Raw genomic sequence first — 21,629 nt, 5'->3', positions numbered from 1 at the left:
TTGCTTGTTTGGTTAGTGGGGAAACAGAGCCCTTAAGACCCTGGCGTGTCACGGACAAAGAAGTTCCCGCGCTGGGCTGTGGCCGTGAAGGTCATGGCATTCACTTTCCAGCCGTCCTCGGTGCGCTCAAAGCCGTGCACATAGGTGCCCCACACCTCCCAAAGGGCCTCACTGCCATTCTCCGCCAGCGCGCCTCGCTCCATCTGGTTCCACGCATAGCCATGCGAGACCATCGTCGCGCTGTCGGCGCTGTGGAACGTCACGCGGTGGTTGCCGCGTAGATGGAAAGATGACTTCTCCTCGGTCAAATTCCCCGACCAACCGGCGATCAATCCGTCGGCAGGAATGGTGGCAGGCTCGCCGCCAACCAGGGATGTGAAATCGACGGTGATCTCGTCGGTGAAAAAGCTGCGGGTCGTCTCCCAGTCTTTGGCATCGACACCGGCATCGATGGCATCGGCGATGCGGATCATCTCGGCTTGATCGACCAGATTGGTCTGGGTGATGGGTGAGCCGCCAAGCGTGACGTCGCTGGCGAGAGTGGCAGAAGCGCTCATGGCAAGCGCGGCGATTGTGGTTGCGGTCAGTTTCATGGGGTTGATCCTTTCTGGACGCGCTGACCGAAGCCAGCGCGCCACGAAATTGGGGGGTTAAGAAGCGAAGTGGGCGGCCATGGTGTCGGCGGCGCGCGTCACGTCTTCTGGGTTGTCGTAAAAGTCGAACTGGCTGACATCTTCCAACCATTGCAGCGTTGCCTCGCCGGCAAACCCGCCCAGGAAGTCACGCACACCCTGCGGGATGGCGGCCGCTTCGGAGTGCACGATGGCCAAGGGCTTATCGAGCGCGGCGCCGTGGTCAGCCGGGTGATAGGTCAGCCACCCTTCCCAGCTCGTCTGGTTCCACTGATTGTCATATTCAGGGATCGCACCGCGGTCGGCTTCATAATAATAGCCACCGATCGGCATCAGCACGCCTTCGGCGCCTTCCGGGCCAGCTGCCGGGATGATCATTCCACCGTCGGCTTGCGCTTGGCGGCCAAGGTCGATCAAACCATTCACGCCTTCCTCACCGCCATAGACGGCATTCACCAGCGTTTCATTCTGAAGCCAGGGCGCGACGAGGCCAACGCGGTTGATCACCGGGTTACCGGCAACGGCATCGATCATATAGCCGGCCGAAGCACAGATACCCAGGCCATGGATGTTGGCGGCGTCCACTTCGGGAAGATCGGCGATGAACGTGATGGCCGCTTCAATATCTTCAATCTTGGCCGCTGGGTTTTCTTCAAAGCGCACATTCTGCGGCAAGTCGCCGGACTGGCCCCAACCACGGAAGTCAAAGGTGAAAGCAGCAAGACCGCGTGTCGCCATTTCACGGGCGTAGGTCGCTGGCATTTGCTGCTGAACCGAGGTCCAGGCGCCGGTCACAACGACCGTGGGCAAAGCCGAACCATCATGATCGGCAGGCAGGAAAAGCGTGCCGGCCATCTGTGTGCCGTTGCTTTCAAACGTGACGGTGCGGGTTTGAATGTCGGCCAGCGCCGTACCGGTCATCAGCGCCGAAGCAAGGGCTGTCGAAGCAAGTGATTTGGTCGTATTGTTCATGGGTCTGTCTCCTGTCGGAAGCACCGTCCGGTTTGGTCAGTGCGATGAGGAGACAATGCCGAATGCCCGGCCGGCCCACAGGCGCGATTCTTGCCGTCGGTTAGGTCATTCTTGCTGATGTGAAGAGGTCAGTCCGCGCGGTGCTGCGCCGGGGTCGCGCCAAAGGCGCGCTTGAAGTGTTTGCCGAAACGCGACGTGTCGTCATAGCCAACGCGCAGCGCAATCTCGGCAACCGGCAAACCCGTTGTCTTCAACAGAACACCGGCCACCCGCATCCGCTCGCCGATCACATATTGCAGCGGTGAAGCCCCGAGCGCGGCCTTGAACGCGCGGGCAAAATGGTAAGCGCTCATCGCCGCTTCGCTGGCCAGAACATCCAATGAAATGTCCTCGGCTAAATGATCATGGATGTAGGCCGCCGCGCGTCGCATGCGCGCATCATCAAGCGCCGCAACGTCTGGATGGGTGGATTGGACGCTCTGCGCCAAATGCGCCGCCAGGGCCCGATGCATGGTTTCGCGGTAGAGCGCGCTCGGCGCATCCGCCACCTCAAGGGTTGCTTTGGCCATCTGCAAGGTCAGCGGATCGAAGGTACCAAAGGTCGGCGCAACAGCGCCCGGATCATCAAGCCCCACTTCGCGCAGCAATGAGGCGTCGAGCTCTACCGCCAGATAGCTGTGATCATCCTCATAATGGCAAAGCCCACTCGACCCGGCAGGCAGGATGAACCCCTCATCCTTTTGCAGCGGGGTGTGTACCGTACGATCTGAACCGACCGAGATTTGGTGGGCCGGTTGATCGGTCAAAAAGACGCCGATGGAAAGATTGGGCAAATCGAAAGCGCCACCGCCAGCGGGCGTCTCCAGCCGCGCGGCGCGCACTGGCGGCCCAATCTCTTTGCTTTTCCCCGAACCGCTCATAGGCAAAACATGACATCAACGGGCAGAACTTCAAGAGCGAGAGAACCTTAGGTCACCGAACCCAATTCGACCGAAAGGGCCTTGCTGAAGCCTGCTCAGAACGCCTAGCTGCACCCATCATGACCTCGCCAAAACCCGATAATCTGCCACTTGCCGTCAGCACGATCCTCTTCACCGTTTTTGCCATGTCGGCTGGTGACGCGCTCGTCAAAAGCATGGGCGCGGCGTCCACCGTTGGCCTCTGGCAGCTGTTTGCCCTGCGCTCTCTGCTGGTGCTGCCGGTGTTGCTGGCCGCTGGGCTGTATTTCGGCATCGGTGCCCTTCTGCCCCGATCGATCATCTGGGTCGGCCTGCGCGCAGCTTTGCTGGTCATGGTCTGGATCGCCTATTACGCCGCGCTGCCGAACCTGCCTCTGTCAGCCGCCGCCGCCGCGCTTTACACCTTGCCCCTATTCATCGTCGGTTTTTCCGCGCTCTGGACCCATGACCGGGTGACGCCGCTGCATGGCGTGGCAGCCGCCCTTGGCTTCATCGGCGTCGCCTTAGTGCTGCGGCCGGGCACCGAGGCGTTCTCACCCTATGCGCTGCTGCCGGTCCTGGCCGCGATGCTGTTTGCCGGCGCCATGGTGCTCACACGCACGCGCTGCCAACACGAACATCCTTTGGCGATGGTTGTCGGTCTGCACCTCGCCTTCATTCTAGCCGGCGCCATCGGGCTCTTGGTCTTGGCGTTGGTGCCCGGCCTCGCGGGCGACAGTTTTCTATCGGACACCTGGCACAGCCTGACCGGCGCGGAATGGCAGATCATGGGGCTGCTCGCCCTATCGATCCTCATCGCCTCGGTCGGAACGGCCATCGCCTATCAGAAAGCACCGACGTCGATCATCGGCACGTTCGAGTTCGCCTATGTCGGTTTCGCGGTGCTCTGGGGCATCCTTTTTTTCGCCGAACGGCCTGACCTGCTGACGCTCGCCGGGCTAGCGCTGATTGTGCTGGCCGGCGTTTTGACGGTCCGGAAATAAGCAAAAATCGACCATCGCCGGCAAATGGACGAGGGCTCATGAGCCGCGGTCGAAAGCAGCGCCCGAACGTCTTGCAAAACGGCCGCGAGTCCTATTGGCGATCGCAACCAGCGAAAGCATGACAGGAACTTCCACAAGAACGCCAACGACCGTTGCCAAGGCTGCCCCGGAGTTCAGCCCGAACAGGCTGATGGCGACAGCAACGGCAAGCTCAAAAAAATTGGATGTTCCAATCATCGCACACGGCGCGGCAATGCGATGAGGCACCTTCAGCGCCCACGCTGCGCCATATGCCACGGCAAATATCGCGTAGCTTTGCAGGATGATCGGGATCGCAATCAGCACAATGGTCTGCGGCCGTTCGATGATAACCCGGCCCTGCAAGCTGAACAAAATTGCGACGGTGACAATCAGCCCGACAATCGACCATGGCTTAACGACGGCCTTGAAGCGGTCAATTCGCTCTGGCGTCCCCAAAATCTTTCGCGTGGCAAGTCCAGCAAGCAGCGGGAGCACGACATAGAGCACCGTCGCCAGCAACAGCGTCTGCCAGGGAACGACAATATCCGTGACGCCAAGCAGAAAGGCCACGATCGGCGCGAATGCGAAAATCATGATGACATCGTTCACCGAGACCTGGACAAGCGTGTAGGTCTCGTCGCCCTTGGTGAGCTGCGACCACACAAAAACCATCGCCGTGCACGGCGCTGCTCCCAGTAGGATAAGGCCGGCGATGTATTGCTGAGCATCGGCAGGCTGGATCAAGTCGGCGAAAATGACCTCGAAGAATAAGACCGCAAAGCCTGCCATCGTAAATGGCTTGATCAGCCAATTGACAACAAGCGTCACCACAAGGCCACGCGGTGCGCGGGCCACGCCGCTGACGGATCCAAGATCGACCCCCACCATCATCGGATAGACCATCGCCCAAATGAGTACGGCCACAACCAGATTGATTGATGCAACCTCCGCGGCGGCCACGGCGGTCACCAGGCCAGGTGCAATGAAGCCCAGTGCGATGCCAGCCAGCATGGCCAGCGCCACCCAGACGGTGAGCCAGCGTTCAAAAAGCCCCATCAGGCAAACTCCACGTCAACGAACATGACAAAGTCGAAAGCGCTCACGATTTTGCACCTTCGATCGCGGGCTCAGGCGCGACAGCGGCACAGGCATCGCACGCCGTCAAAACGTCCATAAGCGGCGCACAAATCTGCGGCTCGCCATTGCAGCAATCCTCGATCATGAACTGCATCAGCGCGCGCATCACCTCAAAGTTTGCAAAGTAACGGATGGTCCGACCATGACGCTCGCGGCGCACCAGTCCAGCGTGGAGGAGCACGGCCAGATTGGCCGACATAGTATTCTGTCGCACGCCCAGTGAATCGGAGATCTGACCGGCCATCAGCCCGCTTTCGCCGGCCTTGACCAGCAGACGGTACGCGTCGAGCCGAGATGGTTGACTCAGTGCGGCGAAGGCTTGGGTCGCATCCAATATATCCATATATCATGATTAATTGATGGAAAACTCGAGCGCAACAAAAAACCCCGGTGTTTCCACCGGGGTTTGATCTTCAAGCGATTTGGCTTGCGCCTATTCGCGCTGACCGAACAGCTGCAGCAACATGATGAACATGTTGATGAAGTTCAGGTAGAGGCTGAGCGCACCCATGATGGCCTTGCGGCCCGAGGCTTCAACGCTGTCGCCTTCATAGTACATCGTCTTGATGCGCTGCGTGTCGTAGGCGGTGAGGCCAGCGAACACCAGAACACCGATCACGGAGATCGCGAACTGCAGGGCCGACGAGCCCAGGAAGATGTTCACGATCGAGGCAATGATGATGCCGATCAAGCCCATGAAGAGGAACGAACCCCAACCGGAAATGTCCCGCTTGGTTGTGTAACCCCAAAGGCTCAGCGAGCCGAAGGCAGCGGCGGTGATGAAGAACACCCGAGTGATCGATTCAGCAGTGTAGACCAGGAAGATCGACGACAGGGACAAGCCCATCACGGCCGCAAAGGCCCAGAAGGTGAACTGCGCAGCCGGCACACTCATCTTCGAGATGCGGAAGCTTAGGAAGAACACAGCACCCAGCGGCGCCAGCATGATCACCCAGCGCAAAGGCGAAGTGTAAATGGCTTCACCAATGGCTGTCAGTCCGATGACTGAGCCAGATGCGTCTTGCACCACGGCCAGCTGGAACATGCCCATCGCGGCGATGCCAGTGATGGCAAGGCCGATGGCCATGTAGTTGTAGACCTTCAGCATGTAGGCGCGAAGGCCTTCATCAATGCCTGCGGCTGTTTGTGCGCCCTGTTGGACGTAACCGTCGCGAAGCGGGTTGTTCATGTTTTCACTCTCCAAATGGTCGTAAACGGCCAAAAAGTGAGGCCAAACACGGTGTCTGGCCCCGTAAAACTCGGTAGTGGCGTGAATATGGATATGAATGGCAACAATCTCAAGAGGAATCGGGGCGGAATCGCTTGATCCTCAAGAGAAAGCTAATTGATACTCATGCCCTTTTGACCAAGCGTCACAAATTCCGCAGCACAGGTGCCGGTTTCTGACCCAATATCTGCCACGTTCCGATCAAGCCCAAGCCGACGGTCAGCAGAAGCGCCACGCCGACCGCGCCAAAGGCCACCGATGGCAGGAAGGTGAAGCCGGCTGTCATCACATATTCAAGCACGGCAAAAGCCGCGAATGAGCCTGCCGCCAGGCCGAAAACGGCTGCCGCAAGCCCAAGCAGGGCATATTCCAGCAGAAATGCCCCTAGAATCCGACCGCGCGTCGCGCCAAGCGTCTTCAGGATCACAGCGTCATAGAGCCGGTGGCGATGTCCGGCGGCCAAGGCGCCGGCAAGTACCAGGATCGAGGCGATGAGCGTGACAGAGGCTGCGCCGCGCACTGCAAGCGCCAAATCCTCCACCAGCGCGTTCACCTCATCGAGCGCATCGGAAATGCGCACCGAGGTGATGCCAGGAAAGGCCGCCGTGACGTCGCGCAACAATGCCAACTCGGTCTCATCGCTCTGTTCGCTGTCATAGGTCACCGTCGCCAGATGGGCGTGTGGCGCGCCGGCAAAGGCGTTGGGCGAAAAAACCATGGCGAAGTTGATCGCCAGCGATTGCCATTCCACGTCGCGGAAATTGGCAATCCGCGCAGTGATCTCACGGCCCAGAACATTGACGGTCAGTTCATCGCCGATCTCAAGGCCAAGCTGCCGGCCCTCCTCATCGATGAACGAAACCAACGGTTCGCCAGCATAGTCGGCGAGCCACCATTCACCTTCAGTCAGCTCGGTGCCCTCGGGCGCTTCGGCCTCATAGGTGATGCCGCGATCACCGCTGAGCACCCAGGCCGCTTCGGGTGGCGCGTCGAATTCGCCAGCCGGAATGCCCTGCAGGGAGACCAAGCGCCCGCGTAGCATCGGCACGCTCTCCAGCGTTGCATTGGGCGCCTGATCGGCCACCAGGCTGGTGAAGGCATCAAGCTGGTTGTTCTGAATGTCGAGGAAGAAGAAACTCGGCGCGACCTCCGGGATCGAGCCGGTGAGCTGGCGGCGCAAATTCGCATCGATCAGCGCCAGCGCGACCAGCAGGGTCAGGCCGAGACCAAGCGAGAGGATGACCGAGGGCGTCAGCGCGCCAGGTCGATGAATGTTGCCGAGCGCCAGTTTGGCCGCCGTCGATTTCGGTCGCGGACTGCGTTTGGCAATCGCCATGACAGCCCATCCGACCAGCCGCAGGATAACGAAGCTGACGCCCGCTGCTGCCAGATAGATCGCAGCGATAAACCGGCTGTCGGAGACCAGAAACGCCACCACGCCGAGCCCAATCATCGCGGCGGCTGCGCCAAGCAGATAAATCCAGCGCGGGAAGCGTCTGGAATTGCCGCCAATGTCACGGAAGAGCGCCGTCGCCGGGACATCGCGCACTGTGCCAAGCGGCCAAAGGGCAAAGGCCAACGCGACCAAGATGCCGTAAAGCGCGGCAAGCCCCAGAGCGTCAGGATAGAGACGGGTTTCAAGAGGTACTGGCAGGAAGCCGCCAAAGAATAGTTGCACCGCCCAGGGCACCAACGCGCCTATGACAAGACCAATGGCAATCCCGAGGAAGGCAATGGCCATCACCTGGAAAAATTGCACGCGAAACACGAACGGCCCCGCCGCACCCAGCGACTTGAAGGTCGCGATCACCTTGCGCTTGGCCTCCACAAAGGCACGCACAGCATTGGCCACGCCGACGCCGCCGACCACCAGCGCGGTCAGACCGACAAGCGTCAAGAACTGGGCGAATTGATCGATCGCGCTGGAAAGCCGCGGGCTCGCCTCGGTACGGTCGCGAATGCGCCACCCCGCGTCGGGGTGCGCCTCGTTGGCCTCCAATTCAAAGGCCGCCAATCCTTCCTCATCGAGTGGTTCGGGAAACGCTAAGGTGTACTCCCATTCCACAAGGCTACCCGGCTGGACCAGTTCACTGGCCGCAAGGCCCTCTGATGAAATCATCGCGCGGGGACCGAACCCAAAACCGGAGGACAGGCGATCGGGCTCGCGCTCGATGATACCGCGCAGCTGGAAGGTATGTTCGCCAAGGCGGATCGTGTCGCCAATCTCAATAGCAAGCCGCGCGGCAAGGGTGCCCTCGGCCAGCAAACCGAACGCACCGTCGCGCTCCTCCAAGGCCAGATGGACGGAAGCAGACTTAATGCCATCACCATCCACAAATATGAGCTCAGAAACCATCGGATAGGGGTCGTCGACCGCCTTGATCTCGACCACGGTCTGGTTCTGTTCATCGCCCGTGCGCGCCATGCCGCGCAGATCGGCACGCACATTCAAGGTCGCGCCGCGTGTGGAGAGAAAGGTGAGTTCGTCTTCGGTCACTTCGCGTTGGATCAGTTCCAGCGAAACGTCGCCGCCCAAGATGGCGCGCCCTTCATTGGCGAGGCCACCTGTCATCGACTGGGCGAGCGCGTTGACGCCGGCAATCGAAGCAACGCCGAGCGCAATACAGGCGAGGAAAATCGCGAAGCCGCGCAGTCCGCCGCGCAGCTCGCGCATGGCGTAGATGAAGCTCAAGGCCAGCGTCGAGGGCGCACGATGATGGCTGGACGCCGCGATGTCGGTCATTCCGCCGCCTCCGGCAGCGTCTTGTCCTGCGTATCCTCAACGATGCAGCCAGCTTCCAGATGGACCTGCCGATCACAGCGCCGGGCAAGGTCCAAATCATGCGTAACCAGCATCAAGGTCGTGCCGCGCTTGGCCGGTGCTTCGAACAACAGATCAGCAATCTGGCGGCCCGTCGGACCGTCCAAATTGCCCGTCGGCTCATCGGCAACAAGGATCGCCGGTTTGGGTGCCAAAGCGCGGGCAACGGCCACCCTTTGCTGTTCGCCGCCGGAAAGCTGCGTCGGGTAATGCGATGTGCGTTCGCCGAGGCCCACCGCTTCAAGCTCAGCGCGCGCCGTGTCAAACGGATCGTCATGGCCGGCCAACTCAAGCGGCACGGCGACATTTTCCAGCGCTGTCATCGTTGGGATCAGATGGAAAGACTGGAAGACGATGCCGATCTCCCGCCCCCGGAACGCCGCCAGCTTATCCTCTGACAAATCGGTCAGCATCGCATCAGCGACGCGGACGGACCCAGCCGTGGGTCGCTCCAGCCCGGCAAGCACCATCAAAAGCGTCGATTTACCCGAGCCCGAAGGTCCCACCAGACCGACCGATGTGCCAGCCGCAACGGCAAGGGAGGCACCCTTCAGAATGTCGACACGCGCCGCGCCTGAGCCCAGAGAAAGATGCACATCATCAAGCGCGATGATCGGATCGGTGGAGGAAGAAGTCACAAGAGTTTCCGTTCAAGCTGGAAAAAGGGGGGTATGCGCCTTACGTCGCTTCTATCGTGCCCGATCAAATAGGAATGCCGAGCCCATGCTCCAAGGCAAAATGCTGGCGAATGTCATACCGCCCTTCCTGCGCCCCGTTTCTAAACTCTCTGTCATCTTGGCAGCTTTCCTGTTGATGGCAGCCCCGGCGCGCGCCGAACCGGTGACCCTTCTCGCCCTCGGCGACAGCCTGACGGCCGGCTTCGGTCTGGCGCCGGGCGAGGGTTTTCCCGCCCAGTTGGAGGCCGCCCTGATCGATCGCGGCCATGATGTGCGTGTTCTCGACGCCGGCGTTTCCGGCGACACAAGCTCCGGTGGACTGGCCCGCCTGGACTGGTCGCTCGACCCGGCCACCGATGCGGTGATCGTCGAGCTTGGCGCCAATGATGCCCTGCGGGGCATCGACCCAAGCGTCACTGAAGCGTCACTCGATGGGATCATGGCCAACCTGGCCGAGCGCGGCTTACCGGTTTTGCTTGCCGGCATGATCGCCCCACCCAATATGGGCGAAGCCTATGGCGCAGCCTTCAATCCAATCTATGGCCGCCTCGCGCAAACCTATGACGCGGTTTACTACCCGTTCTTCCTCGATGGCGTCGCTGGCGAACGCGACCTCAACCTTGATGACGGCATCCATCCAACCGCTGAAGGCATTGCCTTGATCGTGGAGCGCATCATGCCCTACGTTGAAGACCTCCTCTCCCGCGTTGCCGCCAACGATGAGACCGGCGGCTAGGTCCCCCACTTTTAAAAACACCAAAGGAATTCACCCATGGAAAAGCGCCCACTGGGACGCACCGGCATGGATGTGTCGGTGATCTGCCTTGGCACCATGACCTGGGGCCAGCAGAACACCGAAGCTGATGGCCATGAACAAATGGATTACGCCCTGGATCAGGGCATCAATTTCTTCGACACCGCCGAGTTGTACGCAATCCCGCCCAAGGCCGAGACCCAGGGCTCAACGGAGCGCATCATCGGCTCTTGGTTTGCCAACCGCAAGAATCGCGACAAGGTGATTCTCGCGTCCAAGGTCGTCGGTGCCACGACCAACAAATGGTTCCGCGGCCAGGAAGAGGGCGTCGCCCTTCCTTCCAAGAAAAACGTCTTTGAAGCGGTCGATGCCTCGCTGAAACGGCTCCAGACCGATTACATCGATCTCTACCAGCTCCACTGGCCTGGCCGGCCCTTCTCGATTTTCGGCACCAATCCAATCGTCTGGGAGCCGACCGACGGGCCTGAGGTCGCAGTAGCCGAAACCCTCGATGCGTTCGATGAGCTGGTGAAATCCGGCAAGGTGCGCGCCATTGGCCTGTCCAACGAAAGCTCCTGGGGGGCGATGCGCTGGATCACCGAGTCGGAAAAATCAGGCAAAGAGCGGATCGCCTCGATCCAAAACGCCTACAACATCGTGAACCGCACCTATGAGGTGAACCTTGCCGAAGTCGGCACGCGCGAAGAGGTCAGCTTGCTCGCCTATTCGCCACTCGGCCAAGGCTACCTGACCGGTAAATACCGAAACGGCGCTCAACCGGCAGGTGCCCGCGGCACCCTGTTCGGGCGCTTGGGTCGATACCAGACGCCTGGCGCCGAAGCGGCCTTGGAGGCCTATTTCGACCTCTGCGATGCACGGGGCCTCGATTACTCGCAGACCGCCATCCGCTTCACGACGTCCAAACCGTTCGTTGCCTCGTCCATCATCGGCGCAACGTCGATGGACCAGTTGAAGCATGACATTGCCGCTTGGGAGATGCCCTGGGACGACGATCTCGATAAGGCAATCAACGAACTGCACATGCAGCGTCCCAACGTCTGCCCTTAGCGAAGCTGTCTTCTCCATCCGTCACCCTCGCCCTTGGGGCGGGGGTCCATTCCACCTGATGATCGGCCGTGCACCGCTTCAGGAAAGCCCGCTGGAGTGGATCCCTGTGATTGTCTCGCCTTTGGCTTGACGCGCGCCCCGCATGTCTACTATCAGTGACAAATGGACACTTTAGTAGACACATCCGGTCAGGCCATAGCGCGGCGCATCCAATTGGAGCGCAAAGCGCGCAAATGGTCGATGTCCGACCTCGCCGCCCGTTCCGATATTTCTAAAGCGGCGATCTCGAAAATCGAGCGCGGCGAAATGAGCCCCACGGCCTCGGTGCTCGTGCGTCTGGCCCACGCCTTCGACATGACATTGGCTGGCCTTTTGATGCGCGCCGAGCAGGAAGAAGGCGCCGTCCAGCGCGCCGCCGATCAACCCATGTGGCAAGATCCTGAAACCAGCTATGTGCGTCGGCAGATCTTTCGCGCGCCTAATATCCCGGTGGAGATGGCCAAGATCTACCTCCCGGCCGGCGCCTCGGTCACTCTGCCCGCCACCGCCTTCGAGATCATGCGCGAGGTCATTTATGTGCTTGATGGCCGCCTATCGATCACCGACGCCGGCATCAATCATCACCTGGAGACAGGCGACAGCTACGGCCTGTCAAAAACCGCCGAGGTGACCTTTCATAACCCGACCAATGAGCCGTGCACCTACATCGTCGCCCTGGCTCGCAACTAGCCTGCACCAGACGGAGCCCCCCATGCAGATTGTTCCTGGCGATCTCGATCATCCGGCCATCATCGACCTTCTGAAATTCCATCTCGACACCAACATCGCCGTCACGCCGCCGGGCAGCGTTCATGCGCTTGATTTGGACGGTTTAAAGGTGCCCGACGTAGCGTTTTTTGCAGGCTGGAAAAACGGTGATTCGACCAAAGACCTGCTGGTCATCGGCGCGGTTAAGGAGATCGCGCCCGAGGCTGACGGGCGCCGCCATGGCGAGATCAAATCGATGCGCACAGTCGAAGCCCACCGCGGCAATGGTCTCGGCGCTGTGATGCTTGACCATTTGATGGACCATGCGCGGATCAATGGGATTGAACGTCTGTCGCTAGAAACCGGCTCGTTCGACTATTTCGAACCAGCCCGCAAACTCTACGAGAAACGCGGCTTCGGCTATTGCGAGCCGTTCGGCGACTATGTGCTCGACCCAAACTCGGTCTTCATGACGAAGGTGCTATGAGCGAGGGCCTAACCTTTGGCGACGGTTACACCCCAACGTTGATCGGGCAGATCGTCTCGATGCACGCGTCCTACTATGCAGATCTGGTAGGCTTCGGGGCGGCTTTCGAGATCAAAGTGGCCAGCGAACTGGCCTCTTTTACCGATCGACTGTGCCACCCTCACAACGCGATATGGTGGGCCGCGATCGATGGCACAATCGCTGCCAGCATTGCCATTGATGGACAGAGCACACCCGAAAAACCGGCTGTCCTTCACTGGTTCATCGTCGATCCGAGGCTGCAAGGTTGCGGCATCGGCCATCGACTGATGGCTTCGGCGATGGCCTTTTGCGATGGCCATGGATTCCCGCAGGTCGAACTCTCAACCTTTGCTGGACTGGATGCCGCACGCGGGCTTTATGAAGAAGCAGGTTTCACTCTGGTGCACGAGCAAACCGGAACGTCCTGGGGGCAGCCCGTTACCGAACAGATTTTCCAGCGGGCATAGAGCCAGCAGCATTGACCAACACTGCCAGCGAGCTGGATGGCCGGGTGAAGCCCGGCCATGAAGTAGCGATTAAAGAATGCTCTGGCCGGTTTTTGCCCAATCGGCCATGAACGCATCGATGCCCTTATCGGTCAGTGGATGCTTGGCCAGGCCCTTCAAAACCGCAGGCGGGATGGTCGCCACATCAGCGCCAATGATCGCCGCCTGTTTCACATGGTTGGCGGTACGGATCGAGGCAGCGAGGATTTCCGTCTCCAGCGCCGGGTAGTTGTCGTAGATCGCGCGAATGTCAGCGATCAGTTCCATGCCATCAATGTTGATATCGTCCAGGCGCCCGATAAACGGCGAGATAAATGTCGCGCCGCATTTGGCCGCAAGCAGCGCTTGGTTGGCGGAAAAGCAAAGCGTGACGTTGACCATCGTGCCCTCGCCCGACAGCGCTTTGCAGGCTTTCAAACCATCCAGCGTCAGAGGCACCTTCACGGTCACATTGTTGGCGATCTTGGCAAGCTCCTTGCCTTCCTTGATCATGCCCTCGGCGTCCAGCGCCGTCACTTCCGCAGACACGGGGCCTTCGACCAAGCCGCAGATTTCCGCGATGACTTCCTTGAAGTCGCGGCCCGATTTGGCGATCAGCGAAGGATTGGTTGTAACGCCATCCAAAAGGCCCAGATCATTGAGCTCGGCAATGTCGGCGGTGTCGGCGGTATCCACGAAAAACTTCATAGGCTTTGATCCTTACGCTGCTAACCGGAGGGTTTGCGGACTACCCGCAACTTTGCCGGTGCTCTAACCTGTCTCAATGCTCTCGTCATCCCCTTCCCCGCCGATTGATTCGCCGCAGGACCTTGCCCGAGGGAACCGGGCCTTGCTGACACACGCGCCTGGGACCAATGTCGCCGTCATGGTGCCAGCGCCGATGCCGACCGCGCTGACCTATCAGGTCGCAGACGGCCAACACATCGTCGATGGATCCATCGTCAAAGTGCCGCTCGGCAAACGGCTCGTGCTCGGCACGGTTTGGGGCAAGAGCCAGGATGCGGTGAACCCCAAACGTCTGAAGCCCATTGAGCAGGTGGTCGACGCGCCGCCGATCCGGGCGCCGTTGCGGGGGTTCATCGATTGGGTCGCCGACTGGACCTTGGCCGCGCCGGGCATGGTGGCGCGCATGGTGACGCGTGGCGAAGAGCTGATGCAGCGCGACCCGCCGGTGACCGCCGTGCGCAAAGTCGGCGCGCCGCCGGAGCGCATGACCCCAGCACGCACCAAGGTGCTGGAGATCATGGAAAGCCAAGGCGGGCCGGATGCCGCCTACACCAAACCGGGTCTGGCCGATCTGGCTGGCGTCTCGACTGCTGTCATCGATGGATTGGTGAAGGCCGGGACGCTGGAAACCATCCAAGTCCAGCGCGAGCCGGGCCGTATTGAACCCAACCCGGATTTTGACCCGCGCACGCTTACTGAGGGTCAGGCCGATGCCGTCCATGCGCTGATCGCCGAAGGGCCGAAGGACGGCTCTCTGGATGTCGCACTGCTGGAAGGCGTCACCGGGTCTGGCAAAACCGAAGTCTATTTCGAGGCCATCGCCGACGCGTTGAGAGGAGGCCGGCAGGCTCTCATCTTGCTGCCCGAAATCGCTTTGACCGCCGCTCTGCTCGATCGCTTCGCCGAACGCTTTGGCGCCATGCCTGGCGAATGGCATTCCGGCATCACGCCCAAAACCCGTCGTCAGGTCTGGCGCGGCACGGCCGAAGGCAAGATCAAGGTGGTGATCGGCGCCCGCTCGGCGCTTTATCTGCCATTCGAGGACCTTGGCCTCATCATCATCGATGAGGAGCACGAGGCCGCCTACAAGCAGGAGGAATGGGTCAGCTACAACGCCCGCGATATGGCGATTGTCAGAGCGCGGTTTGAAAAGGCGCAGGTGATCTTGGCGTCCGCCACGCCGTCGGTGGAAAGCCGCATCAACGCCAAGGCGGGCCGGTATCGCCATATCCCGCTTCCGGCGCGCTATGCCTCGCGCCCCCTGCCTTCGCTGGCGGCCATCGATCTGCGTCGCACACCGCCAGAGCGCGGCACCTGGCTTGCTCCCCCCTTGATCGAGGCGGTCAACGACACCTTGGCGCGTGGCGAGCAAAGCCTGCTGTTCCTTAACCGGCGCGGTTACGCCCCGCTAACGCTCTGCCGAACCTGCGGTCATCGTTTCGAATGCGCGCTCTGCTCGGCATGGCTTGTCCAGCACCGCTTTACCCAGACACTGAACTGTCACCATTGCGGCCATGTCGAGCCGATGCCCAAAGCCTGCCCTGAATGCGGCAACGCCGACACGCTGGTGCCGTCCGGGCCTGGCGTGGAACGCATCGCCGAAGAGGTGGCGACGCGGTTCCCGGATGCCCGCACGCTGGTGCTCTCGTCCGATATGATGGGCGGACCCAAACGCTTGAAAGCCGAGCTGGAAGCGGTCGCCAATGGCGAAGTCGATATTGTCGTTGGCACGCAGCTTGTCGCCAAGGGCCACAACTTCCCCGGCCTAACCTTGGTCGGCGTGGTGGATGCCGATGTCGGTTTCGGCCAGGGCGACCCGCGTGCCTCCGAACGCACCTTCCAGCTTCTCACCCAGGTCACCGGTCGAGCAGGGCGCGCCGACAAACCAGGCATTGGCCTCATTCAGACCCACATGCCCGACCATCCGGTGTTGCAGGCGCTGCTTGCCCACGACACCGAGCGATTTTACGCGCTCGAGGAGGAGGCGCGGCGACGGGCGCATCTGCCGCCTTTCGTGCGGTTCGTCGCCGTCATTGTCTCCGGCACCGATGGGATCGCGGTCAAGAAACACGCCAATCATCTGAAAGCCATCGCCCGCCCGCCCGACACCATTGATGTGCTCGGCCCAGTAGATGCACCGCTCGCGATGTTGCGTGGACGCCATCGGCAACGGCTTTTGGTGCGTGGACCAAGGGGGCGTGAAACCCAAAGCTTCGTCAAAGCCTGGCTCGCCAAGGCTGAGCGCACGCGCGGCGACATGCGCATTGATATCGATGTCGATCCCCAAAGCTTTGTGTGAACCAGCGCGGGCAGGTGCGCGTAAATGTTTCTAACAAGCGCGTTCCCCCCATGCACTCCATGCATATTCCCGCATGTCTCCCCCCACCCTGGCGCGCTCTCTTTGGAGCAGACCCATGGACATGATCGTCAACGGGCTCAACATCGTCCTCGCGCTCGCCACAATCGGGCTCGGCCTGTTCGGATGGGTGCGTCCAAATTTCACGATGGACGTTCTTGGTCTGAAATCGACGGACGACACGGGCCTGGGCAAATCAGAAATCCGCGCCGCCTCCGGCGGCCTTTGGGTCGGCTCGGGCGTCTTTGCGCTGCTGCTTTTCTCGCCAACGGCCTTTGTCATGTTGGCCGCAGTTTGGCTCGGCGCCAGCGTCGGACGGTTGACGGCCATCATCGCCGATGGCGCCAACAAGGGTCAGCCGGTTGTCTTCTTCGTGGTTGAAGCAGTCTTTGCGGCGGTGCTGCTGGCGATCAACGTGCCTGCGCTGCTTTAGACATAAGTCATCCAGCCCGCGACATGTTTGCCCTTTTGGCTTGGTTGCGTCCCATGAAACCGTGTGTTAATTCCCACGCGCTTTCCGGGAAAAGCGCCTTTTTCACAAAGGCTTGGCCGCGGAAATTTTAAACAATTTCAATGCGTTACGTTGGGCTTGTCGAGCCCCTCGCTAACCACGTCAACTCCGACCTACCAGCTGGGGCTCCATTGTCGTCATCATCCCTGACTTCCGGTGTTGCAGGACGTTACGCTGCTGCGCTGTATGAGCTTGCCGCAAACGCCAAGGGTGGCGCCAAAGCAATCGACGCCGTTGAATCCGATCTAGAGGGCCTTCAAGGCCTGCTCGACGAGAGCGATGATCTTCGCCGTTTGGTCGAAAGCCCGGCCTTCACCAAGGAAGCGCAAGGCAAGGCGCTGGCCGCCGTTCTTGATAAAGCCGGCATCGAAGGCCTGACCGCACAGTTCATCGGCGTCGTGGCCGACAATCGCCGCCTATTTGCCCTGCCGGGCATGATCAAAGCCTTCAAGCAGATGGCAGCCGAGGGCCGTGGCGAAATCGCCGCGCAGGTAACATCGGCGATTGCTTTGACCGCCGCACAGCGCAAGGCGCTGTCGGAATCCTTGAAAGAAAAATTGGGCAGCAAGGTCACGCTCAGCGAGACCGTTGACCCCTCCATCCTTGGCGGCCTCGTTGTGAAGGTCGGCTCACGGATGATCGATACGTCGCTTAAGACGAAACTCAACGCACTCAAATACGCTATGAAAGAGGCTGGCTGATGGAACTTCGCGCCGCTGAAATATCCGCGATCCTAAAGGAACAGATCGCGAGCTTTGGCCAAGAGGCCGAAGTCACCGAAGTTGGTCAGGTGCTGTCCGTCGGCGACGGTATCGCCCGCGTGTACGGTCTGGACCAGGTGCAGGCCGGTGAAATGGTCGAATTCCCAGGCGGTGTTCAGGGCATGGCTCTGAACCTGGAAAGCGACAATGTCGGCGTCGTGCTGTTCGGCGATGACCGCGGCATTAAAGAAGGCGACACCGTCAAGCGTACCGGCAACATTGTGGAAGTGCCGGTCGGCAAAGGCCTGCTTGGCCGCGTCGTTGACGGTCTTGGCAACCCGATCGATGGCAAAGGCCCGATCGAAGGCGCTGAAATGCGCCAGGTTGACGTGAAGGCGCCGGGCATCATCCCGCGTAAATCGGTGCATGAGCCGATGTCCACCGGCTTGAAAGCCGTTGATGCTTTGATCCCGATTGGCCGTGGCCAGCGTGAGCTGATCATTGGTGACCGCCAGACCGGTAAGACGGCCATCATTCTCGACACCTTCCTGAACCAGAAACCGCTCAACGACGGCGACGATGAGAGCAAAAAGCTCTACTGCGTCTATGTCGCTGTCGGCCAGAAGCGCTCCACCGTTGCGCAGCTGGTGAAAATTCTCGAAGAGCGCGGCGCGATGGAATACTCCGTCATCATCGCTGCCACCGCCTCCGACCCAGCGCCGATGCAGTTCATCGCACCGTTCGCTGGTTGCGCGATGGGAGAGTATTTCCGCGACAACGGCATGCACGCTGTGATCGCTTATGACGATCTGTCCAAACAGGCCGTCTCCTATCGTCAGATGTCCTTGCTTCTGCGTCGCCCACCGGGCCGCGAAGCGTTCCCTGGCGATGTTTTCTATCTTCACTCCCGCCTGCTTGAGCGCGCCGCGAAGATGAACGATGATTTCGGCTCAGGTTCGTTGACCGCACTGCCCGTCATTGAGACGCAGGGCAACGACGTGTCGGCGTTTATTCCAACCAACGTGATTTCGATTACCGACGGTCAGATCTTCCTGGAATCCGATCTCTTCTTCCAAGGCATCCGCCCGGCCGTGAACGTTGGTCTGTCGGTGTCGCGTGTGGGCTCTGCCGCTCAGGTCAAAGCCATGAAGCAGGTCGCAGGTAAGATTAAGGGTGAACTCGCGCAGTACCGCGAAATGGCCGCCTTCGCGCAGTTCGGCTCAGACCTTGATGCCACCACCCAGCAATTGCTGGCGCGCGGTGCCCGCCTGACCGAACTCTTGAAGCAGCCGCAGTTCTCGCCGCTTAAGACCGAAGAGCAGGTGGTGGTCATCTTCGCAGGTGTGAACGGCTATCTCGACAAGATCGACGTCGATCAGGTTGGCGACTTCGAACAGAAGTTCCTGAGCCTGGTGCGCGACAAGCACACCGACCTGCTCAACACCATTCGCGATGAAGGCAAGGTGTCCGACGAGATCGATGCAAAATTGCGCTCGATCCTCGACGAGTTCCTGAAGAACTTCGCTTAAAGCCGACACAGACGAACGCCGGAGGCTTAAAGCCCAATGCCATCGTTGAAGGACCTGCGCAATCGCATCGCCTCTGTGACCGCGACGCGCAAGATCACCAAGGCCATGCAGATGGTCGCGGCCGCCAAATTGCGCCGCGCCCAGTCTTCTGCTGAGGCCGCTCGGCCCTATGCCGAAAAAATGAGTGCGGTTCTCTCCAACCTCGCCGCGGGACAGATGTCCGGTGGCGGTGAAGGCGCCAGCCCGCTGATTGCCGGCACCGGCAGCGACAAGGTTCACCTGCTCGTGGTCGCCACCGCCGAGCGTGGCCTGTGCGGCGGTTTCAACTCATCCATCGTGCGGCTCGCCCGCAAGCAGGCACGCGAGCTGATTGCAGACGGCAAAGAGGTCAAACTCCTCACCGTCGGCAAAAAGGGCTATGACCAGTTGAAACGCGACATGTCCTCGCGCATCGAGGACCGCATCGAGTTTCGCGGCGTCAAATCGGTTGGCTATGCGCAGGCCGAAGAAGTGTCGGCCAAGATCATGGAAATGTTCGAAGCCGGTGAGTTCGATGTCTGCACGCTTTACTATGCAGCCTTCAAATCGGTGATTTCTCAGGTGCCAACGGCGCACCAGTTGATCCCGGCCAAGTTCGAAGTGTCTGAGGATCCTGTCTTCTATGAGTATGAGCCAGACGAGAACGCCATTTTGGACGACCTCTTGCCGCGCAATTTGACGGTCCAAGTGTTCAAGGCGCTGCTGGAAAACGCGGCTTCGGAGCAAGGCGCGCGCATGGCCGCGATGGACAACGCCACCCGCAATGCCGGTGAAATGATTGATGCGCTCACGCTGTCCTACAACAGGCAGCGCCAGGCGCAGATTACCAAAGAACTGATCGAAATTATTTCGGGCGCTGAAGCGCTCTAAACAACTACCTTAGTGGAGCTTCTCATGGCAGATGCAACAGGGCGCGTATATCAGGTGATCGGGGCCGTCGTTGACGTGCAGTTCGACGGTGAACTGCCGCCGATCCTCAACGCGCTGGAAACCGACAACAATGGCAACCGCCTCGTTCTGGAAGTGGCGCAGCACCTTGGCGAAAGCGCCGTGCGCTGCATCGCCATGGACACGTCCGAAGGTCTGGTTCGCGGCCAGCCGGTGACCGACACCGGTTCGCCCATCATGATGCCTGTGGGTGCTGGCACCCTTGGCCGCATCATGAATGTGATTGGCGAGCCCATCGATGATGCTGGCCCCGTGCCGCACGATGCCAAGCGCCCGATCCACGCCCCGGCTCCTTCCTTTGCTGAGCAGTCGACGGAAGCGGAAATTCTGGTCACCGGCATCAAGGTCGTGGACCTTCTGGCCCCTTACGCCCGTGGCGGTAAGATCGGCCTGTTCGGTGGTGCCGGCGTCGGCAAAACCGTTCTCATTCAGGAACTCATCAACAACGTTGCCAAGGCCCATGGTGGTTACTCGGTGTTCGCCGGCGTGGGTGAACGCACCCGTGAAGGCAACGATCTCTACTGGGAAATGATCGAGTCCGGCGTGAACAAGGAAGGCGGCGGCGAAGGCTCCAAAGCGGCCCTCGTGTTCGGCCAGATGAACGAGCCTCCTGGTGCCCGTGCCCGTGTGGCGCTCTCAGGTCTGACCATCGCTGAGCAGTTCCGCGATGAGGGCCAGGATGTGCTGTTCTTTGTCGACAACATCTTCCGCTTTACCCAGGCGGGTTCTGAGGTGTCGGCGCTTCTTGGCCGTATCCCATCGGCTGTGGGCTATCAGCCAACGCTCGCCACCGATATGGGCGCCCTGCAAGAGCGCATCACCACCACCACCAAAGGGTCGGTGACTTCGGTGCAGGCTATCTACGTGCCCGCCGATGACTTGACCGATCCGGCGCCAGCCACCTCGTTTGCCCACTTGGATGCGACCACCGTGCTGAACCGCGCGATTTCGGAAAAAGGCATCTACCCGGCTGTGGATCCACTCGACTCCACGTCGCGTATGCTCGACCCGGCCATCATTGGCGAAGAACACTACAATGTGGCCCGCCAGGTGCAGGAAACGCTCCAGCGCTACAAGTCGCTGCAGGACATCATCGCTATTCTCGGCATGGATGAACTGTCGGAAGAAGATAAGCTGACCGTTGCACGCGCCCGTAAGATCGAGCGCTTCCTCTCGCAGCCCTTCTTCGTGGCCGAAGTGTTCACCGGCTCGCCCGGTCTGTTCGTTTCGCTGGAAGACACGATCCGCTCGTTCAAAGCGGTGGTCGACGGCGAATATGATCACCTGCCGGAAGCTGCCTTCTACATGGTCGGCACCATCGACGATGCGGTCGCCAAGGCACAGCAACTCGCCGAAGCAGCCTAACGACGCAAGCAAAGCAGAAAGACTCCTATGGCAGACGCCTTTCCTTTCGAGCTTGTATCACCGGAGCGCCAGCTGGTGTCCGGTGAGGCGACCCAGGTCGTCGTGCCTGGCGCTGAAGGCCAGTTCACCGTGCTCGCCAACCATGCGCCGTTTCTGTCGACGCTGAAACCTGGCGTGCTGGAAGTGACAATGGCCGACGGCTCCTCCGACCGCATCTTTGTGCGCGGCGGTTTCGCCGATGCCAATCCCGATGGCCTAACGCTGCTCGCCGAAGAAGCGCAGCATGTGGCCGATATGGACATGAACTCGCTGGACCAGGCCATTCAGGACGCCCGCGAGGACGTCGCCGACGCTAAGGACGATGCCGCTAAAACGGCTGCGGAAACCAGGCTGGCCCAGCTGGAAGAAGTCAAAGCGGTTCTTTAGCCCGGCTCCTCCATC

Annotated in this window: 22 protein-coding genes; 13 read left to right on the top strand and 9 right to left on the bottom strand. The window is 60.4% G+C overall.

The genetic code is table 11. The features are described 5' to 3' along the window. Positions 1-32: 32 nt before the first annotated feature. The 3 genes from JJ917_14645 to JJ917_14635 form a co-directional block, all read right to left on the bottom strand. Entirely contained in the window at positions 33-593 is a 561-nt protein-coding gene (locus JJ917_14645) for a nuclear transport factor 2 family protein (protein ID MBO6700063.1), read from the bottom strand. Between the two features lie 57 nt (positions 594-650). Next, on the bottom strand, positions 651-1,553 hold the full coding sequence (locus JJ917_14640; protein ID MBO6700062.1) for an alpha/beta hydrolase: 903 nt from the start codon (positions 1,551-1,553) through the stop codon (positions 651-653). 179 nt (positions 1,554-1,732) lie between these two features. Then, positions 1,733-2,485: a helix-turn-helix transcriptional regulator gene (locus tag JJ917_14635; protein MBO6700061.1), complete on the bottom strand. Its 753-nt coding sequence runs from the start codon at positions 2,483-2,485 to the stop codon at positions 1,733-1,735. 158 nt (positions 2,486-2,643) lie between these two features. On the opposite strand from JJ917_14635, the gene JJ917_14630 reads away from it, so the two are divergent. Beyond that, on the top strand, positions 2,644-3,546 hold the full coding sequence (locus tag JJ917_14630; protein ID MBO6700060.1) for a DMT family transporter: 903 nt from the start codon (positions 2,644-2,646) through the stop codon (positions 3,544-3,546). Between the two features lie 36 nt (positions 3,547-3,582). Here the strand turns inward: JJ917_14630 and arsB are convergent, their stop codons facing one another. The 5 genes from arsB to JJ917_14605 form a co-directional block, all read right to left on the bottom strand. After that, positions 3,583-4,623, bottom strand: coding sequence for an ACR3 family arsenite efflux transporter (gene arsB / locus JJ917_14625; protein MBO6700059.1), 1,041 nt, complete (start codon positions 4,621-4,623; stop codon positions 3,583-3,585). A 43-nt stretch (positions 4,624-4,666) separates the two neighbouring features. Next, the gene (locus JJ917_14620) at positions 4,667-5,047 is read right to left on the bottom strand and encodes a helix-turn-helix transcriptional regulator (protein ID MBO6700058.1); all 381 of its coding nucleotides are present in this window, start codon (positions 5,045-5,047) and stop codon (positions 4,667-4,669) included. Positions 5,048-5,137: 90 nt separating this feature from the next. After that, positions 5,138-5,893, bottom strand: a complete 756-nt coding sequence (locus JJ917_14615) for a Bax inhibitor-1/YccA family protein (protein ID MBO6700057.1) — start codon at positions 5,891-5,893, stop codon at positions 5,138-5,140. 184 nt (positions 5,894-6,077) lie between these two features. Beyond that, positions 6,078-8,675 (bottom strand): ABC transporter permease, encoded by a 2,598-nt coding sequence (locus tag JJ917_14610; protein ID MBO6700056.1) that lies wholly within the window; start codon positions 8,673-8,675, stop codon positions 6,078-6,080. Beyond that, on the bottom strand, positions 8,672-9,391 hold the full coding sequence (locus JJ917_14605) for an ABC transporter ATP-binding protein (GenBank protein MBO6700055.1): 720 nt from the start codon (positions 9,389-9,391) through the stop codon (positions 8,672-8,674). The genes JJ917_14610 and JJ917_14605 overlap by 4 nt, the downstream gene beginning before the upstream one ends. A gap of 100 nt (positions 9,392-9,491) precedes the next feature. Here JJ917_14605 and JJ917_14600 point away from each other — a divergent pair, with 100 nt between their 5' ends. From JJ917_14600 to JJ917_14580, 5 genes are all read left to right on the top strand, one after another. Next, positions 9,492-10,166 carry an arylesterase gene (locus JJ917_14600; protein ID MBO6700054.1) on the top strand — a complete coding sequence of 225 codons (675 nt, stop codon included), beginning with the start codon at positions 9,492-9,494 and terminating at the stop codon, positions 10,164-10,166. 36 nt (positions 10,167-10,202) lie between these two features. Beyond that, the gene (locus tag JJ917_14595) at positions 10,203-11,252 is read left to right on the top strand and encodes an aldo/keto reductase (protein ID MBO6700053.1); all 1,050 of its coding nucleotides are present in this window, start codon (positions 10,203-10,205) and stop codon (positions 11,250-11,252) included. A gap of 162 nt (positions 11,253-11,414) precedes the next feature. Continuing rightward, the gene (locus JJ917_14590) at positions 11,415-11,981 is read left to right on the top strand and encodes a helix-turn-helix domain-containing protein (GenBank protein MBO6700052.1); all 567 of its coding nucleotides are present in this window, start codon (positions 11,415-11,417) and stop codon (positions 11,979-11,981) included. 22 nt (positions 11,982-12,003) lie between these two features. Beyond that, positions 12,004-12,486: a GNAT family N-acetyltransferase gene (locus JJ917_14585; GenBank protein ID MBO6700051.1), complete on the top strand. Its 483-nt coding sequence runs from the start codon at positions 12,004-12,006 to the stop codon at positions 12,484-12,486. Then, positions 12,483-12,974: a GNAT family N-acetyltransferase gene (locus JJ917_14580; GenBank protein MBO6700050.1), complete on the top strand. Its 492-nt coding sequence runs from the start codon at positions 12,483-12,485 to the stop codon at positions 12,972-12,974. Before JJ917_14585 ends, JJ917_14580 begins: the two co-directional genes overlap by 4 nt. A 69-nt stretch (positions 12,975-13,043) precedes the next feature. Here the strand turns inward: JJ917_14580 and fsa are convergent, their stop codons facing one another. Beyond that, positions 13,044-13,700 carry a fructose-6-phosphate aldolase gene (gene fsa, locus JJ917_14575; protein ID MBO6700049.1) on the bottom strand — a complete coding sequence of 219 codons (657 nt, stop codon included), beginning with the start codon at positions 13,698-13,700 and terminating at the stop codon, positions 13,044-13,046. 76 nt (positions 13,701-13,776) lie between these two features. On the opposite strand from fsa, the gene JJ917_14570 reads away from it, so the two are divergent. The 7 genes from JJ917_14570 (at position 13,777) to JJ917_14540 (ending at position 21,614) form a co-directional block, all read left to right on the top strand. Further along, complete coding sequence (locus JJ917_14570; GenBank protein MBO6700048.1) at positions 13,777-16,038, top strand: primosomal protein N'; 2,262 nt, start codon at positions 13,777-13,779, stop codon at positions 16,036-16,038. A gap of 115 nt (positions 16,039-16,153) precedes the next feature. Then, positions 16,154-16,528: a DUF4345 family protein gene (locus tag JJ917_14565; protein MBO6700047.1), complete on the top strand. Its 375-nt coding sequence runs from the start codon at positions 16,154-16,156 to the stop codon at positions 16,526-16,528. 140 nt (positions 16,529-16,668) lie between these two features. Further along, entirely contained in the window at positions 16,669-17,307 is a 639-nt protein-coding gene (locus tag JJ917_14560; protein ID MBO6700046.1) for a F0F1 ATP synthase subunit delta, read from the top strand. Beyond that, positions 17,307-18,836 (top strand): F0F1 ATP synthase subunit alpha, encoded by a 1,530-nt coding sequence (locus JJ917_14555; protein ID MBO6700045.1) that lies wholly within the window; start codon positions 17,307-17,309, stop codon positions 18,834-18,836. Before JJ917_14560 ends, JJ917_14555 begins: the two co-directional genes overlap by 1 nt. A gap of 36 nt (positions 18,837-18,872) precedes the next feature. After that, a complete protein-coding gene (locus JJ917_14550; GenBank protein ID MBO6700044.1) occupies positions 18,873-19,745 on the top strand; it encodes a F0F1 ATP synthase subunit gamma in 873 nt (290 codons plus the stop codon). Positions 19,746-19,769: 24 nt separating this feature from the next. Continuing rightward, positions 19,770-21,188, top strand: coding sequence for a F0F1 ATP synthase subunit beta (gene atpD / locus JJ917_14545; protein ID MBO6700043.1), 1,419 nt, complete (start codon positions 19,770-19,772; stop codon positions 21,186-21,188). A gap of 27 nt (positions 21,189-21,215) precedes the next feature. Continuing rightward, positions 21,216-21,614: a F0F1 ATP synthase subunit epsilon gene (locus JJ917_14540; protein MBO6700042.1), complete on the top strand. Its 399-nt coding sequence runs from the start codon at positions 21,216-21,218 to the stop codon at positions 21,612-21,614. Positions 21,615-21,629 lie beyond the last annotated feature (15 nt).

This window comes from Hyphomicrobiales bacterium (assembly GCA_017642935.1).
In the GTDB taxonomy this organism is placed as follows: domain Bacteria; phylum Pseudomonadota; class Alphaproteobacteria; order Rhizobiales; family MH13; genus MH13.
The sequence above is the reverse complement of the archived record's forward strand: the minus strand, read 5'-3'. Positions and strand labels throughout refer to the sequence as shown.

What these genes read in the sequence shown, in the direction of transcription:
- JJ917_14560 (MBO6700046.1), top strand. Translation starts at nt 16,669, where the DNA reads ATGCGTTACGTTGGGCTTGTCGAGCCCCTCGCTAACCACGTCAACTCC.
- JJ917_14555 (MBO6700045.1), top strand. Translation starts at nt 17,307, where the DNA reads ATGGAACTTCGCGCCGCTGAAATATCCGCGATCCTAAAGGAACAGATC.
- JJ917_14550 (MBO6700044.1), top strand. Translation starts at nt 18,873, where the DNA reads ATGCCATCGTTGAAGGACCTGCGCAATCGCATCGCCTCTGTGACCGCG.
- JJ917_14580 (MBO6700050.1), top strand. Translation starts at nt 12,483, where the DNA reads ATGAGCGAGGGCCTAACCTTTGGCGACGGTTACACCCCAACGTTGATC.
- JJ917_14600 (MBO6700054.1), top strand. Translation starts at nt 9,492, where the DNA reads ATGCTGGCGAATGTCATACCGCCCTTCCTGCGCCCCGTTTCTAAACTC.
- atpD (MBO6700043.1), top strand. Translation starts at nt 19,770, where the DNA reads ATGGCAGATGCAACAGGGCGCGTATATCAGGTGATCGGGGCCGTCGTT.
- JJ917_14620 (MBO6700058.1), bottom strand. Translation starts at nt 5,047, where the DNA reads ATGGATATATTGGATGCGACCCAAGCCTTCGCCGCACTGAGTCAACCA.
- JJ917_14540 (MBO6700042.1), top strand. Translation starts at nt 21,216, where the DNA reads ATGGCAGACGCCTTTCCTTTCGAGCTTGTATCACCGGAGCGCCAGCTG.
- JJ917_14585 (MBO6700051.1), top strand. Translation starts at nt 12,004, where the DNA reads ATGCAGATTGTTCCTGGCGATCTCGATCATCCGGCCATCATCGACCTT.
- JJ917_14640 (MBO6700062.1), bottom strand. Translation starts at nt 1,553, where the DNA reads ATGACCGGTACGGCGCTGGCCGACATTCAAACCCGCACCGTCACGTTT.
- JJ917_14565 (MBO6700047.1), top strand. Translation starts at nt 16,154, where the DNA reads ATGGACATGATCGTCAACGGGCTCAACATCGTCCTCGCGCTCGCCACA.
- JJ917_14595 (MBO6700053.1), top strand. Translation starts at nt 10,203, where the DNA reads ATGGAAAAGCGCCCACTGGGACGCACCGGCATGGATGTGTCGGTGATC.
- JJ917_14590 (MBO6700052.1), top strand. Translation starts at nt 11,415, where the DNA reads ATGGACACTTTAGTAGACACATCCGGTCAGGCCATAGCGCGGCGCATC.
- JJ917_14645 (MBO6700063.1), bottom strand. Translation starts at nt 593, where the DNA reads ATGAAACTGACCGCAACCACAATCGCCGCGCTTGCCATGAGCGCTTCT.
- arsB (MBO6700059.1), bottom strand. Translation starts at nt 4,623, where the DNA reads ATGGGGCTTTTTGAACGCTGGCTCACCGTCTGGGTGGCGCTGGCCATG.
- JJ917_14610 (MBO6700056.1), bottom strand. Translation starts at nt 8,675, where the DNA reads ATGACCGACATCGCGGCGTCCAGCCATCATCGTGCGCCCTCGACGCTG.
- JJ917_14570 (MBO6700048.1), top strand. Translation starts at nt 13,777, where the DNA reads ATGCTCTCGTCATCCCCTTCCCCGCCGATTGATTCGCCGCAGGACCTT.
- fsa (MBO6700049.1), bottom strand. Translation starts at nt 13,700, where the DNA reads ATGAAGTTTTTCGTGGATACCGCCGACACCGCCGACATTGCCGAGCTC.
- JJ917_14630 (MBO6700060.1), top strand. Translation starts at nt 2,644, where the DNA reads ATGACCTCGCCAAAACCCGATAATCTGCCACTTGCCGTCAGCACGATC.
- JJ917_14615 (MBO6700057.1), bottom strand. Translation starts at nt 5,893, where the DNA reads ATGAACAACCCGCTTCGCGACGGTTACGTCCAACAGGGCGCACAAACA.